The sequence below is a fragment of the Roseixanthobacter pseudopolyaromaticivorans genome (assembly GCF_043195145.2).
Classification (GTDB): Bacteria; Pseudomonadota; Alphaproteobacteria; order Rhizobiales; family Xanthobacteraceae; genus NCEH01.
Genome location: NZ_CM195539.1, coordinates 3,276,174 through 3,289,770 on the forward strand (window position 1 = coordinate 3,276,174; position 13,597 = coordinate 3,289,770).

Annotated in this window: 12 protein-coding genes; 4 read left to right on the plus strand and 8 right to left on the minus strand. The window is 67.4% G+C overall.

Annotated elements, in window-relative coordinates:
• Positions 1–47: 47 nt before the first annotated feature.
• From V5F68_RS15590 to V5F68_RS15615, 6 genes are all read right to left on the minus strand, one after another.
• Positions 48–1,268, minus strand: a complete 1,221-nt coding sequence (locus V5F68_RS15590) for an efflux RND transporter periplasmic adaptor subunit (RefSeq protein ID WP_394013433.1) — start codon at positions 1,266–1,268, stop codon at positions 48–50.
• Between the two features lie 128 nt (positions 1,269–1,396).
• Complete coding sequence (locus tag V5F68_RS15595) at positions 1,397–1,609, minus strand: hypothetical protein (protein WP_348844527.1); 213 nt, start codon at positions 1,607–1,609, stop codon at positions 1,397–1,399.
• 22 nt (positions 1,610–1,631) lie between these two features.
• Positions 1,632–2,522, minus strand: a complete 891-nt coding sequence (locus tag V5F68_RS15600) for a S49 family peptidase (protein ID WP_394013434.1) — start codon at positions 2,520–2,522, stop codon at positions 1,632–1,634.
• Between the two features lie 87 nt (positions 2,523–2,609).
• On the minus strand, positions 2,610–3,839 hold the full coding sequence (locus V5F68_RS15605; protein ID WP_394013435.1) for a S1C family serine protease: 1,230 nt from the start codon (positions 3,837–3,839) through the stop codon (positions 2,610–2,612).
• 187 nt (positions 3,840–4,026) lie between these two features.
• Positions 4,027–4,794 (minus strand): tRNA1(Val) (adenine(37)-N6)-methyltransferase, encoded by a 768-nt coding sequence (locus tag V5F68_RS15610; protein ID WP_394013436.1) that lies wholly within the window; start codon positions 4,792–4,794, stop codon positions 4,027–4,029.
• Between the two features lie 77 nt (positions 4,795–4,871).
• On the minus strand, positions 4,872–5,093 hold the full coding sequence (locus V5F68_RS15615; protein WP_348844522.1) for a putative signal transducing protein: 222 nt from the start codon (positions 5,091–5,093) through the stop codon (positions 4,872–4,874).
• A gap of 113 nt (positions 5,094–5,206) precedes the next feature.
• Here V5F68_RS15615 and V5F68_RS15620 point away from each other — a divergent pair, with 113 nt between their 5' ends.
• Both V5F68_RS15620 and V5F68_RS15625 read left to right on the plus strand, forming a co-directional pair.
• Positions 5,207–6,214: a polyprenyl synthetase family protein gene (locus V5F68_RS15620; RefSeq protein WP_394013437.1), complete on the plus strand. Its 1,008-nt coding sequence runs from the start codon at positions 5,207–5,209 to the stop codon at positions 6,212–6,214.
• A 162-nt stretch (positions 6,215–6,376) separates the two neighbouring features.
• On the plus strand, positions 6,377–9,328 hold the full coding sequence (locus V5F68_RS15625; protein ID WP_394013438.1) for a DUF4114 domain-containing protein: 2,952 nt from the start codon (positions 6,377–6,379) through the stop codon (positions 9,326–9,328).
• Between the two features lie 4 nt (positions 9,329–9,332).
• Here the strand turns inward: V5F68_RS15625 and V5F68_RS15630 are convergent, their stop codons facing one another.
• The gene (locus V5F68_RS15630) at positions 9,333–9,653 is read right to left on the minus strand and encodes a YnfA family protein (RefSeq protein ID WP_394013439.1); all 321 of its coding nucleotides are present in this window, start codon (positions 9,651–9,653) and stop codon (positions 9,333–9,335) included.
• Positions 9,650–10,519: a 4-(cytidine 5'-diphospho)-2-C-methyl-D-erythritol kinase gene (locus V5F68_RS15635; RefSeq protein WP_394013440.1), complete on the minus strand. Its 870-nt coding sequence runs from the start codon at positions 10,517–10,519 to the stop codon at positions 9,650–9,652. The genes V5F68_RS15630 and V5F68_RS15635 overlap by 4 nt, the downstream gene beginning before the upstream one ends.
• A 214-nt stretch (positions 10,520–10,733) precedes the next feature.
• On the opposite strand from V5F68_RS15635, the gene V5F68_RS15640 reads away from it, so the two are divergent.
• Together V5F68_RS15640 and V5F68_RS15645 are read left to right on the plus strand one after the other, a co-directional pair.
• A complete protein-coding gene (locus V5F68_RS15640) occupies positions 10,734–12,536 on the plus strand; it encodes a tetratricopeptide repeat protein (RefSeq protein ID WP_394013496.1) in 1,803 nt (600 codons plus the stop codon).
• A gap of 404 nt (positions 12,537–12,940) precedes the next feature.
• Entirely contained in the window at positions 12,941–13,567 is a 627-nt protein-coding gene (locus V5F68_RS15645) for a class I SAM-dependent methyltransferase (protein ID WP_394013441.1), read from the plus strand.
• Positions 13,568–13,597 lie beyond the last annotated feature (30 nt).

Sequence of the window (13,597 nt, forward strand, 5' to 3'; positions counted from 1 at the left end):
GGCCGCGCAAAGGGGTCCTGCCGGAGCGCCGGCGCGCGCCTCGATGCTCAAAACGGCGGCGGGGGCATGCCGGGGCCGCGCGCCGCGCGCTGCGCCGAGGGATCGGCCGAGGTGACGACGAGTTCGCCCTCCTTCAGCCCTTCCGTGATCTGGACCTGGGTGCGGCTGGAGAGGCCGGTCTTCACGGCGCGGGTCTGCACCTCGCCATTCACCAGCACGCGCACGGTGGCTTCGTTGCGCGCCTCGCGCTTGCTGCCGCCGCGGGCGACCGGGCGGACCGCGCTCGGCGGCACCAGCAGCGCATCCTTCGCGCCGCCGAGCATGAAGAACACCTGCGCGCTCATGGAGGTCATCAGCAGCCGCTCGGGGTTCGGCACGTCGATCAGCACATTGTAGAGCACCACGTCGTTGACCGTGTCGGGCGTCGGCAGCACCTGCACCACTTTCGCGGTGAAGCGCCGCTCCGGCATGCCGAGGGTGGTGAAATACACCGCCATGCCGACCTTCACCTTGGGAATGTCGGCCTCGGCCACCTGCGCCCACACCTGCATCGTGTCGAGATCGGCAACGCGCAGGATGATGGGGGCGGTCTGGTTGGCGTTCAGCGTCTGGCCTTCCACCGAGGTGATGGAAACCACGGTGCCGGACATGGGGGCGAAGATCTTGGTGTAGCCGAGATTGGCCACGTCCCCGTCCAGCGTCGCCTGGGTCTGCCGGATCTGGGCTTCCAGCGCCGCGATCTTCGCTTCGCCCATGCGGACGGTGGCGGCGGCGGCATCCGCCGTATCCTGGCTACCGGCCTTGGCGACGAGCAGGCGCGAGGCGCGGTCATCCCGCAGCTTGTCGAGGTCGAGCTGGGCCCGCTGCTGGGCGAGCTGGGCCTTCAGATTATCGAGCTGGGCCTGATCGCCGAGCACCTTGGTCTGGTAGACGGTGGGGTCGATCTGCGCGAGCAGCTGACCTTTCTCCACACTGTCGCCGATGGCCACCATCACCTTGCGCAACTGGCCGGAGACTTGGGTGCCCACGTCCACATAGGTCTTGGGCTTGATGGTCGCGAGCGCGGTCACCGTCTGCTCGATATCGCCGCGCACCACCGGCACCGTGGCGAGACCGGGCGTCGCCGCGCCGGCATTGAGGCCATAGGCATAATAGCCGCCGGCCCCCGCAAGCACCGCCATCGCCCCTGCGATCCACCAGACGCGGGTGCGCCGGCGTTTTACGGCGGGCGGCACGATCGCCCCTGCCTGTTCCGATTTCTGAAGCATCACCTATCCGCCACGCGGCCCCAAACCTGACTGGCGGCAAGGATAAACGTCACGTGACGTAGGGTTCAGTGAATTCCCTGTAACGTTGGCAGAGAAACGTTTCCGCGCATTTCCACCTCAACCCGCCATCAGCCCTCGCGGGGGCGATAGGTTCCGGTCTTGGGGTCGCGCACCAGCACCTGGACTTTTTCCTGCTCCGCCTGCGGGGCGGCGGGACCTTGGCCGGCGGCGGCGCGATGGGCATCCATGGTCTCGCTCACGCGGCGCCCCTCGCGGGCGAGGAAGCGCGCCGCGGCCACCGCGCCGGCAGCGCCGAGAAGGACGATCAGAAACGCAGGCATGGCCTTTCCCCTTCCGTGACGATCACAGCCCGTAGCGCGCCCACAAGGCGCGTTCCTCGGCGACGCCCGCGAGCCCTTGGGCGAGCCCCGCGCCGACGGCACCACCGGCCGGGAACGCGCTGCCGACACCCGGCACGCGCCGGCCGAGCCAACCGCCGGGCGCCGTGACCAGCGGCGTGCGCACGGTGCGCCCGTAGCGCGCCTGAAGAATCTCCCGCAGATCGCCGATGCCGTCCGCGAGCCCGAGCGAGAGCGCCTGCGCGCCGGCCCAGAACTCACCCGAGAACAGCAGTTCGTCCTCGCCCGAAAGCACCGGGCCGCGGCGGCGGCGCACGAGGTCCGCGAACATCTGGTGGATCTCGCGCTGCAGCGCCTTCAGCCGCTCCACATCCTCTTCCCGCTCGGGCTGGAAGGGATCGAGCATCATCTTGCGGGTGCCGGCGGTGTGCACGCGCCGCTCGACGCCGATGCGCTCGATCAGCTTGTCGAAGCCGAAGCCGGCGGAGATAACGCCGATGGACCCGACCACCGAGGAGGGATCGACGAAGATCTCGTCCGCCGCGCAGGCGATCATATAGCCGCCGGAGGCCGCTACATCCTCGACGAAGGCGAAGACGTGCTTCTCCTTCTCCTCGGCCAGGGCGCGGATGCGCTTATGAATGAGGTGGGATTGAACCGGCGCGCCGCCGGGCGAATTGATGATGAGCGCCACGGCAGGCGCCTTCTTCACCGCGAACGCCCGCTCCAGCGTCTTGGCGACGCTGGCGAGCGTGAGGCTCTGCTGGAACGGCGTGTTCATGCCGATGGTGCCGGAAAGGCGAACCACCGGCACCGTGGTGAGATCGTCGCGCCAACGGGCGGGCAGAAGGCGGCGAAAGCCGTTTTGCAGGGAGGCGAGGAAGGAATCGTCCATGAACACCTGTGTCGGGGCACATTCCGGTGAATTCATGGTGCGCGGTCGCGCCAGCAAGGGCAATCGCCCTGATGCCGCAAGATCGGGCTAGCGGCATTCGATGCGCGCCGTGAAGCTCTTGGCGAGATCGGCGACGGCGGACGCGGCGAGCCCCTTGTCGCGGGCCGGCATGCGGGCCTCGATGCCGTTTGCATCGAGGAAGTTCTGGGCGATGGCGCCCTTTATGCCGAAATTGACGTTCTGAGGCACATCCTTCACGGCCGAGGCGACGGTGAGGGCGTCGAGCTTGGACACCACGACACCCACGACATTGCCTTTCTGATCCAGCACCGGCCCGCCGCTATTGCCGGGTTGCACGGGCGCCGAAATCTGCATCATGCGCGTATCGTCGGCGAGCCCGGCCGCTGCGGTGATCGTGCCGGCGGTGAAATTGCCCTCGCTCGCGAGCAGGCCGGAGAGCGGGAAGCCGTAGACAAAGATATTGTCGCCCACCCGCACGCGGGTGTTGAGCGCAGGCAGGTCCTTGGGTTTCGCCTCGACCTTGAGAAGCGCGAGATCATTGGTGGGATCGCGGGCGACCACCTGAGCGGGCACGCCTGTTTCGCCCACCTGCGTCACGGTCAGGGCTCTGCACCCTGCCACCACATGACTGTTCGTCAGCATATGTCCGCGGTCGGAAACGAAGAAACCGGTTCCGGAACTCTTCGCCTCGCCTGATGGCGCAGCGCCCGCCCGCGGGGCAGCTTGCCCCCCAGCGCCGGCCGCGCTTTCGGGTCTCGCGGGAAGCGGGGCGCCGGCATTGGTCACGGCGTGCCCCGGCTCGCGCAGGGCGGCGCCGAACTCCTTCTGACACGCAACCACGGCGGAGAGGGCCGCCGCCGCCCCCGGTACGGTGAGCTTGGCGTGCACCTTGTCCTCGAAGACCACGGCGAGCAGCCCCGCGCGCGTGAGATCCACCAGGAAATCGGTGACCAGACCGTCCTCGAACAGCCCCTTTTCGCCCTTGAGCTGAACCGCCGTGAAATCGCCTCGCCAGATCTTTCCGACCCCGCTCGTCAAAAAGACCTCGTAGGTTTTTCCGACGGCGAGCGATCTCCATCTCGGGCTGGAAACGGCAAAGAACGCTTTGCCTTCCGGGCGGGAGAACCCCATCCATAACGTGGTGCGATCCTCGAAGGTGCCGGTGGCGACACAACCGCCCAGCCGATCGCTGGTGCCGATGGTCCAGCTCCCGACCGTATCGACGATCTTGTCCACCTCGAACTCGGGCTTCTTCGCCGCTCTCGCTGCCGCCGGCGCGGGCCATAGCGCGGACACCGTTACTCCGGCGAGGAAAAGGCCGCGTGCCAGTCGCGCGCCCATGGTCGTGAAAACGCCGCCGCTTGCCCCCATGTCGCCCGCCCCCCGCGAGTGCCAAAAAGGTTGACGGCGGGATGATACCTCGCAGCGCGCACCTAAGGTAAGACACTTCCCGCGGGTTGTGGCGATTTGCGCCGTGCGCGGCTCACGCCCGCAGCGCCTGCCCCTCGCGCAGCACCGCCTCGGCCTCGGGCGTGGGCGTGCCGCCGGCATCGGCGAGGATCAGGCCCGGCAGGATCGCCGGCGCCGTGCGGCGCCCCTTGATGGCGCGCGCGATCAGCCGCACCGCCGGCGCATCGGGCCGGGGATGAACCGGCAGCAGCCGCGTTGCGCCGAACCGGCCCTCCAGCGCCGCGAGCAGCGGGGAAAGATCCTCCGGCCGCAGGATCATCGCGAGCATGCCGCCCGGCGCGAGGCAGCGATAGGCAGCGGTCGCCCAGTCCTTCAGCGTATGGGCCTGCGCCATATGGGCCTGCGCGCGGCCCGCGTCGGGCGAGGTCTGGTGGGCGTCCACGGCGTTGAACGGCGGGTTCGCCAGAACGAGGTCGAGGCTTTCGGCGGCAGGATGGGATGGCCCGCCGGGCCGCGCCACGGCGAGCACATCGGCGCACACCACGGCGCAACGCCCTTGCAGAGCATTCGCCGCCACATTCTGCCCGGCCAGATCGGCAAGCGCCGGGTCGATCTCGATCAGCACCGCCTCGGCGTGCGGCAGGCGCAGCAAGGCGGCAAGGCCCGCGCTGCCGACCCCGGCGCCTAAATCGGCGAGGCGACGGGCCTCCAGCGGCGCAGCGGCGGCGAGCAGAATGGCGTCATGGCCGACACGGTGCCCCTTCTCCGGCTGACGCAGCACGAGCCGGCCGCCCAGCACGCGGTCCTGCGTCACCGCCGGCTTTGCGCCCTCAGGGCTCATGGCGAAACCAGGCTTCGCGCCCTGCGGGCGCAGGGCGGGGCCGGGCTCCGCGCCGGGAGGGCGCATGGCGGCGGGACCTAGTCGCAGAGCACATCGCCGAGGCCCGCCTCCCTCAGCAAGCGGCGGCCCTGCGCCAGATCCTCATCCAGAACCAGGACGCGGCGCGGGATGATGCCGATGGAGCCTTCGAGCGCACTGACATAGCTGTCCGCGACCATATGGCCGATATCGGCGGCGGTCAGCAGCGCCTCGACCGCCGAAATCAGCACAAGATCATTGGTCCGCACCAGATCGCGCATCAATTCTCCGTCGGATTTGCGCCGCGGCGGCGTTCCGGGTACCCCTCACGCTTGCACGGCACCCTTCGCCATCCCTATGGTGCCGCCCACAGAATGACAAGCGGGAGCGTTTCTTGGCCGTCGTCCTTCCGTTCGAGCCGACCGACCCCTCCATCGAGGCCCTTGTGCGCCTGGTGAAGGGAGACATGGATCGCGTGAACGCCACCATTCTGGCCCGCACCGGCTCGGACGTGGCGATGATCCCCGAAGTCGCGAACCACCTGATCTCGGGCGGCGGAAAGCGGCTGCGCCCCATGCTGACGCTCGCCTGCGCGGCGCTCAGCGGCTATCGCGGCGAAGGGCACGTGAAGCTCGCGGCGTCGGTGGAGTTCATGCACACCGCCACGCTGCTGCATGACGATGTGGTGGACGAAAGCGACATGCGGCGCGGCAAGCTTGCGGCCCGCAAGCTCTGGGGCAACGAGGCGAGCGTGCTGGTGGGCGACTTCCTGCTCGGCCAAGCGTTCAAGATGATGGTGGAGGTGGGCTCGCTCCAGTGCCTCGACATCCTCTCGAATGCCGCCTGCGTGATCGCCGAGGGCGAGGTGATGCAGCTCGCCGCCGCCAAGAACACCGAGACCTCGGAAGACGATTATCTCGCCGTGATCCGGGGCAAGACAGCGGAATTGTTCGCCGCCGCCTGCGAGGTCGGCGCGGTGCTCGGCGCTCGGCCGAAAGCAGAGCAGAGCGCCTGCCGCTCCTACGGCATGAATCTCGGCATCGCCTTCCAACTCGTGGACGACGCGCTGGACTATGGCGGCAGCCAAGCCAAGCTCGGCAAGAATGTCGGCGACGATTTCCGCGAAGGCAAGATCACGCTGCCGGTGGTGCTCGCCTTCCGCCGGGGCGATGCGCAGGAGCGCGCCTTCTGGCAGCGCAGCCTTGAACAGAACGCCTGCGACGATGCCCAGCTCGACCAGGCCATCGGCCTGCTTACCAAGCACCGGGCGCTGGTGGACACCATCGAGCGCGCGCGCCATTACGGCGCCATCGCGAAGGACGCCCTCGCCTTGTTCCCGCCGGGCGGGGCCAAGGACGCGCTGATGGAAGCCGTGGATTTCTGCATCTCCCGCGCGCATTGAGCGGGTGACGGGGCGCGGGAGGCCGCAAACGGCCCTAGCGTCATCGGCGGCTAAGGGTTTTATGATACCAAAAAATCGCTGCTGAACTGAAAACGCGGTTCCGCGCCGCCGGGCCCAATGGTAAGATGGGATTGTATCCGGGCATTGGGGGCCACGCGATTCATGACCACGCCTGCGTATGCTCCGATTGGGGATTCGAGCTTCCTCGACACCAATGCGTTCCAGCTCGCCACCGACCAGCAGTTCGCGGAAGCGCGGGCGGGGGTCAACACCAGCGGCATCTTCAGTTCGCTGTTCGGCGCGACCGCCATCACCGACGCCACCGGCACCGAGCCGCTCGTTAAAATCGCCCTGACGCTGAACCGGATGACCGATCCGGAGACGCTTCTGGGCAACTCCTGGGCGGAGCGGCAGGTCGCGCTCGCCGACCAGACCGAAGTCTGGAACACCTATGGCGCGAACCCGCTGACCTACCAGGCGGTGACCGATTACATCACCGACCCGGTGAACGGCATCGGCGCGAGCGCGCTGCTCACCAGCCTCGGCTACGAATCCTCGGCGCAATCGCGCACCATCTGGCTTGAGCTGACCCCCGCCCAGTTCCAGGCCCTGTTCGACACGCCCCTGCTCAAGGTGAACGTGGGGAGCGAGACCTTTTATGCCTGGGAAGGCAACCTCTCGCTGCCCACTGAGATCGCCGGGGACGTGCGCGGACTGTGGCTGGACCAGGGCGTCACGGTCTCGACTCCCGCGGTGGCGGACGGCGTCTCGACCTATCAGCCGCAGGCCGGCTACCAGGGCATCGGCAATGGCGGAAACGAAGTCATCTCCACGCCCTCGGTGGTCTCCGACGCCTATAATTTCCCGCTGCAGAACCAGGCTACGCCGGCCATCGCCCTGGTTGAGCCGTCCACACAGGACCCGGCGGCGCTGTTCGCTGCGCTGAACGCCTATCGCGTCTCGATCGGCCTGCCGGCCATGACGGCGGAGCAGTTCCAGGTGCTGCCGGGGGCCGATCCCAACGGCTGGTCGAGCGTCATCGACGAGACGACCCTCGACATTTCCGTGGTCGCCTCCGCCGCGCCCAACAGCACGCAATTGCTCTACAGCTTCGTCGGCGCCACCCATTACACCGCCTATCAGCAGGCGATCTGGGACTTTGTGAACAATCCGGGGATCCTCACCTCCTCCTTCCCGGAAGTGACCGAGGCCTCGCCCGATTCGCCCTTCTATCTGGCCTATTCCGATCTGCTGACCGACGCGGCCTTGCGCAACATGTCGGTGTTCCTGTCCTCCGGCGACGGCGGATCGCAGAGCGAGTACGGCACCGGCAACCCGCTGATGCGCACCTCGCACACGGTGTCGACGGCGATCGTCGTGGGCGGAACCTCCATCAGCACGCTCGCCTCGGCCCAGTCCGACCCCACGCTGGCCACCGGCGATCCCGCCACCGACCTGGTGGCGCAGGTGATGACCGACACGCCGAACCTGGACCTGCTGATGGCCATGACAGCGGCGGGCCTCAAGACCTTGCCGACCAACATGGTGTCCGATGCCGATCAGACCCCGGCGGACCCGCTGATCCGGCTCTTCGAGACCACCTGGAACTCCTATTACATCAGCTATGACAAGCACGGGCTCGGCACGTTCGACCCCTCCTACTCGACCAATAATGCCAGCACCGGCGGCGTCGACATCACCCAGGACACGCCGACCTACCAGAGCGATTTCGGCCTCACGCCCACCAGCATCGGCGCCATCGTGCAGGCGGGACGCGGCGCGCCGGACGTGTCGGCGCTCTCCTCTGGAAATGCCTATTATTTCGTGCTCAACGCGGATTACGTCAACGATCCCAGTTCCGGGCATCTGACCAAAGGCGATGGGGGAACCAGCGCGGCGACGCCGCTGTGGGCCTCGCTGACCGCGCAGTTCGACGCCATTTTCGAAAATCAGCACCTGCCGCAGCTCGGCTATTACAACGACCTGCTCTACATCGCCGCCGCCATCGCGCCGGGATCGTTCAACGACATCTCGCTGGGCAACAACATCTCCACCTATTACGTGGTGCCCGAAGGGACGCCGGGCGCGGTCTATGATGATGCCGCCGGGGATTATGTGCTCCCCACCGGCCTCGGCTTCTCCGCCGCGACCGGATACGACTACACCACCGGCCTCGGCTCGCCGAACGGGCTTCTGCTGGCACGGGCGCTGACTGCCATCGCCCACACCGAGATCTATTCCGACACCCCGGCGCTGCTCGGCATCATCGATGCCACCCATGCCGTGAGCGATTCGGCGCAGACGCTGCTGGTGCAATCGACCGGGATGGACGGCAGCTTCTCCCTGTCCGTGGGCGGGCAAAGCTTCAGCGGAAGCGGCGGCGGGGGCGATCTGGCCTGGACCAGCCGCCTTGCCCAGCAATCCCTGCAAAGCGATTTCGATCCGGACCTCGTGCGCGCGTTCGACGGCATCGCCCAGGCGACGCCCGGCTCGATCCATGCCGGAAACGGCGCCGCCCTCTCCGCGTCTTCCGGCGGCGACGCGCTTGCCCTGTATCAGGCGGCGCTCACCTCGGCCTTCGGCTTTGCCTCCTTCGGCACGCAGGACGGGACTGTGACCTTGGCGCGTCCGGTTGCCGTCGCCGACACGGCCGGCGGCGCCAACAGCCAGGAGGTGGTGGTCCGCGTGCGCCAGAACGGCGCCGACGACACGCATCTCACCCTCTACAAGGTGGACGATCTCAGCGGCGACATCGGCGGCCTCGCGCCGGGCTCGGCCGGCTATGCGGACGCGGCGCAGGCCCGCGCCTATCACACCGTCGACGGGCATACCGCCATCGACAGCCCGGGCTGGGGCAATTACGCCCAGACCGAGATCACCGGCGTCAATTCCGGCGACATCATCGCCATGAAGCTCACCAACGGGGCAAATACCTTCTGGGCGTTCGCACAGGCCAATGAGCAGGCGGACGGCGCGGGGGTGACCCATTTGTGGAGCTACGGGCTCAACACCTGGGGCTGGGAGGATCTGGCCGGCGGCGGCGATCACGATTTCAATGATCTGATCGTGCAGCTCGACTTCACCAGCACCAGTGGCGACGGCTGGCTGATCTGATCCCTCAGCCGCGCGGGCCGAACACGATGACCGCCGCGCCGGCGAGGCACAGCGCGGCGCCGACGCTGTCGTAACGATCCGGCCGCACGCCCTCCACGCCCCACATCCAGGCCAGCGAGCCGACGATATAGATGCCCCCATAGGCCGCGAACGCGCGTCCGGCGGCGGCCGAGTCGACCAGCGTCAGCGCGCCGGCGAACACCGCGAGGCTCGCGAAGCCCGGGACCACCCACCAATGGGAGCCGTCCGCGCGCACCACGTGCCAGAAGGCGAAGCAGCCGGCGATCTCGGCGATCGCCGCGACGATGTAAGCCAGAAGGGTCATCGCAGCACCGTGGGGCGCACCCACCAATCGGGATGGGTCGCGCTCACGGCCTTGGCGAGGCCGGCCGCATCCCGGCAGGTGTCGGTGAGCGCGAACACGGTCGCGCCCGAGCCGGACATGCGCACGAAGCGGGCGCGCGGGTCTGATTGCAGCACGGCCTTCACGCTCCCGATCTGTGGCGCCACCATTTGCGCGGGCGGCTCCAGATCATTGGGGGTGCGCGCAAGAAAATCCAGCAAAGCGGCCGACCCTGCCGGTACCATCTCGGCATGGGGCCCGCCGGGCAGCTCCTCGCCCGGTTGCAGGCCGAGGGCGCGAAACACCGGGGCGGTCGGCACCGCCACGCGGCAATTCACCAGCACCGCCGGCAGCGGCGGCAGATCGAGCGGCGGCGAGAGCTGGTCGCCCACCCCGCGCATCATCCGCGCCCGCGGGGACAGACAGACCGGCACATCCGACCCGACGACCCGTGCGGCCTCCATGAGGCGCGGATCGGCGAGATCCAGGCCGTTGAGCTGGGCCAGCAGGCGCAGCGCCGCCGCCGCATCCGAGGAGCCGCCGCCGATTCCCGCCGCCACCGGCAGGCGCTTCACGAGGTGGAACCGGCCGAGCCGCAGCCCGCTCACCCGTTCCCGAAGGGCATGGGCTGCGCGCAGCACCAGATTTTCGCCCTGGGGGCCGGCGGCCGGCGCCGTGGGCCCGGAGACTTCGAGGTCCAACGCCGCATCTGGCGCTAGGGAAAGAAGGTCAGCTGCCCCTGCGAAGCTCACGAGACTCGCGAGATCGTGAAACCCGTCCGCGCGCCGGCGCAGGACGCGCAATGTCAGATTGACCTTTGCCGGAGCGCGCGCCACAAGCTTTTGCATGATTTTGGCTTATGGCGTGCCGGGTCGCCGACCGCAAGCGGCGTCGAAAGACAGAACCGCTGACGTAACTTGCGAGGTTTGTGGAAAGTCGCCATCCTCCCGCCATGTGGCGCGGTTTCTCTCAGCCCCACGCTCCTTCCAGGATTTCTGCCCGGTGAAGATTTCGCTCATTCGCTCGCCCCTGGCCATTACGGCCGCTTTCTGCGTGTCGTTGATGGCGGTGGCGCCCTGCGCCGCACGGGCGGAATTCCCGCCCGTCTCCGACGCCACCCTCTCCGGCAGTTATCTCGCGGCGCGCCTCGCCGGCTCGGAACGCGACACCGAAGCCGCCGTCGCCTATCTGCGCGCGCTGCTCAAGCTCGATCCGCGCAATGACGAAGTGGTGGAACGCGCCTTCTTCGCCATGCTGGTCGACGGCGACGTGGAAGAAGCCATGCCGCTCGCCGACCGGCTGGTGAAGGTGGACCGCTCACACCGCATCGCCCGCCTGGCCTTGGCGGTGCGTGCCATCAAGGCCGCGAAATACACCACCGCGCGCACCAATCTGTCCCTGTCCGTGCGCGGCCCCATCGGCGATCTGACGGCCACCTTGCTTGCGGCCTGGACCATGGTGGGCTCCGGCACGCCCAAGGCCGGCGTCGAAATGATCGACCGCCTGCAGGGCCCCGAATGGTATGCGAGCTTCAAGAACCTGCATGCCGGGCTGATCCTCGATGTCAGCGGCAACAAGAAGGAAGCCGGCAAGCGCCTGGAACTGGCGATGAAGACCGAGCCGGTCACGCTGCGGGCGATTGATGCCTATGCCCGCTGGGCTTCGCGCAATGGCGAAACCGATGCGGCCATCGCGGCCTACAAGAATTTTGACAAGCTGATGCCGCGCCACCCGCTGGTGGAAGCGGCGCTGGCCGAACTCGAAGCGGGGCGCCAGTTGCCGCCGCTGGTGCGCACGCCGCAGGAAGGCGCGGCGGAAGTGCTCTACGGCCTCGGCGCCGCGCTCGCGCGCCAGGGCGGCGAGGACTTGGCCCTGGTCTATCTGCAACTCGGCCTCTGGCTCGATCCCGACCATCCGCTGGCGGGCCTCTCGCTGGCCGACCTCTACGAGCAGCTCAAGCAGCCGGACAAGGCGATCCAGGTCTATGACAAGATCCCCGCCTCTTCCCCGCTGAAGCGCAATGCGGAAGTGCAGCAGGCGATCAACCTCGACGCCACCGACAAGACCGCCGAAGCCCGCGAGCATCTCGACGCGCTCATCAAGGCCAATCCGAAGGACCTGGAGGCGCTGGTCGCCCTCGCCGGCATCGAGCGCGGCCGCAAGATGTTCGCCGAATGCGCCGCCACCTACAGCAAGGCCGTCGCCCTGCTGCCGGAGCCGACGCGCACCAATTGGGCGCTGTATTATTTCCGCGGCATCTGCAACGAGCGCAGCAAGAACTGGCCGGCGGCCGAAGCCGACCTGAAGAAGGCGCTGCAGCTCTATCCCGACCAGCCGCACGTGCTGAACTATCTCGGCTATTCGTGGGTGGACCAGGGCACCAACCTGGACGAAGGCATCGCCATGATCCGCAAGGCCGTGGAGTTGCGACCCGACGATGGCTATATCGTCGACAGCCTCGGCTGGGCCAATTTCAAGCTCGGCCGCTATGACGACGCCGTCGCCGACCTTGAGCGCGCGGTGGAGCTGAAGCCGCAGGATCCGGTCATCAACGACCATCTCGGAGATGCCTATTGGAAAGTGGGCCGTCGCCTGGAGGCCACCTTCCAGTGGAACCACGCGCGCGACCTGAAGCCCGAGCCGGAAGATCTCGATAGAATCGTCAAGAAGATCAAGGACGGCCTCGACACCGCCACGCCCCCCGCGGATGCGGCCCCGATGAAGAAGGCCGAGGACGCCCCGCCGCCGGAAGCCAAGCCACAGGATGCAAAACCTGTGGACGCGAAAATTGGTGTCGATGTACCTCCGGTTGATGCGCCCGCCGCGGCCGACGCACCCAAGGCCGACGGCCAAAAGAGCAATTGAGCGCCGCGCTATTGAGCGGGCCGGCACTGTGAGAAAAGGGCCGCCGGCCCTTTTCTTATAAGGATTTTCCTCCCCCCACCTCTTCGCGCGGTGTCATGCGCCCCACGGGCCGATGAAAATGGAGCGACGGCATCTTTCGCGCCCGGCTGGGCTGCAAATGCCGATATCGTGATCTGCTCAAGATCCGCGCCACAACCCTCATGTAGTCGGGAAGACTACCGCAACCGCCTCCGGCTCTGGTGTGCGGCGATGCATCATGTTATCCATAGATAAATTTGATCGCGCCTGGGTTTGATGAAAATCAGGGCAGAAGACCCTGTTGGGAGCCAACACAGCTGCCAAAATGGCAGCATGGGAGATGATAATTGCCGGCGGACCAAGCAGAACGGCTGCAACGATGGGTCTTGAACGTCGGATCCGGCCCCGCGACACGCAAGGGGCTTCACCCCGCCTTTCATCGCGAGGAATGGACCGAAATCCGTCTCGACATCGAGCCGCGTGTTGCCCCGGATATCGTCGGCACCATGGTCTCCATGCCCCAGATCAAAGACGGTACGTTCGATGCCGTCTGGTCCTCGCACAATGTCGAGCATCTGCACGCCTTTGAGGTGCCGCTGGCCATGGCGGAGTTCAGGCGCGTGCTGCGCCCGGACGGTTTCGCGCTGATTACCTGCCCCGACATCGCGAGCATCGCGAAGCTGGTGGTAGACGGCCGGCTGGAAGACGTGGCCTATATATCGCCGGCGGGGCCGATCACGGCGCTGGACATGCTGTTCGGCCACTCCGCCTCGGTTGCGGCGGGGCAAAGCCATATGGCCCATAATACGGGTTTCACATTGCAGCGGCTGGCGGACAAGCTGGTGGCCGCCGGGTTCCGGGAAGTGCGCGCCATGAAGGGCGGCTCCTACGATCTGTGGGTCCTGGCCCTCGTCACCACCATGGACCTCGCCAAGACCTGCCTTGCCGGCACGCCGCAGGCCGGGCTGCTGGAAGAGCCGCGCGAAACAGCGCCCCGCGCGCGCACGGCCTAGGCCCCCATGGGCCCGCGCCGGTGACCCGGA

Coding starts and splice junctions, on each gene's coding strand:
- V5F68_RS15590 (WP_394013433.1), bottom strand. CDS start 1,268: ATGCTTCAGAAATCGGAACAGGCAGGGGCGATCGTGCCGCCCGCCGTA.
- V5F68_RS15595 (WP_348844527.1), bottom strand. CDS start 1,609: ATGCCTGCGTTTCTGATCGTCCTTCTCGGCGCTGCCGGCGCGGTGGCC.
- V5F68_RS15600 (WP_394013434.1), bottom strand. CDS start 2,522: ATGGACGATTCCTTCCTCGCCTCCCTGCAAAACGGCTTTCGCCGCCTT.
- V5F68_RS15610 (WP_394013436.1), bottom strand. CDS start 4,794: ATGAGCCCTGAGGGCGCAAAGCCGGCGGTGACGCAGGACCGCGTGCTG.
- V5F68_RS15615 (WP_348844522.1), bottom strand. CDS start 5,093: ATGCGCGATCTGGTGCGGACCAATGATCTTGTGCTGATTTCGGCGGTC.
- V5F68_RS15625 (WP_394013438.1), top strand. CDS start 6,377: ATGACCACGCCTGCGTATGCTCCGATTGGGGATTCGAGCTTCCTCGAC.
- V5F68_RS15630 (WP_394013439.1), bottom strand. CDS start 9,653: ATGACCCTTCTGGCTTACATCGTCGCGGCGATCGCCGAGATCGCCGGC.
- V5F68_RS15635 (WP_394013440.1), bottom strand. CDS start 10,519: ATGCAAAAGCTTGTGGCGCGCGCTCCGGCAAAGGTCAATCTGACATTG.
- V5F68_RS15640 (WP_394013496.1), top strand. CDS start 10,734: ATGGCGGTGGCGCCCTGCGCCGCACGGGCGGAATTCCCGCCCGTCTCC.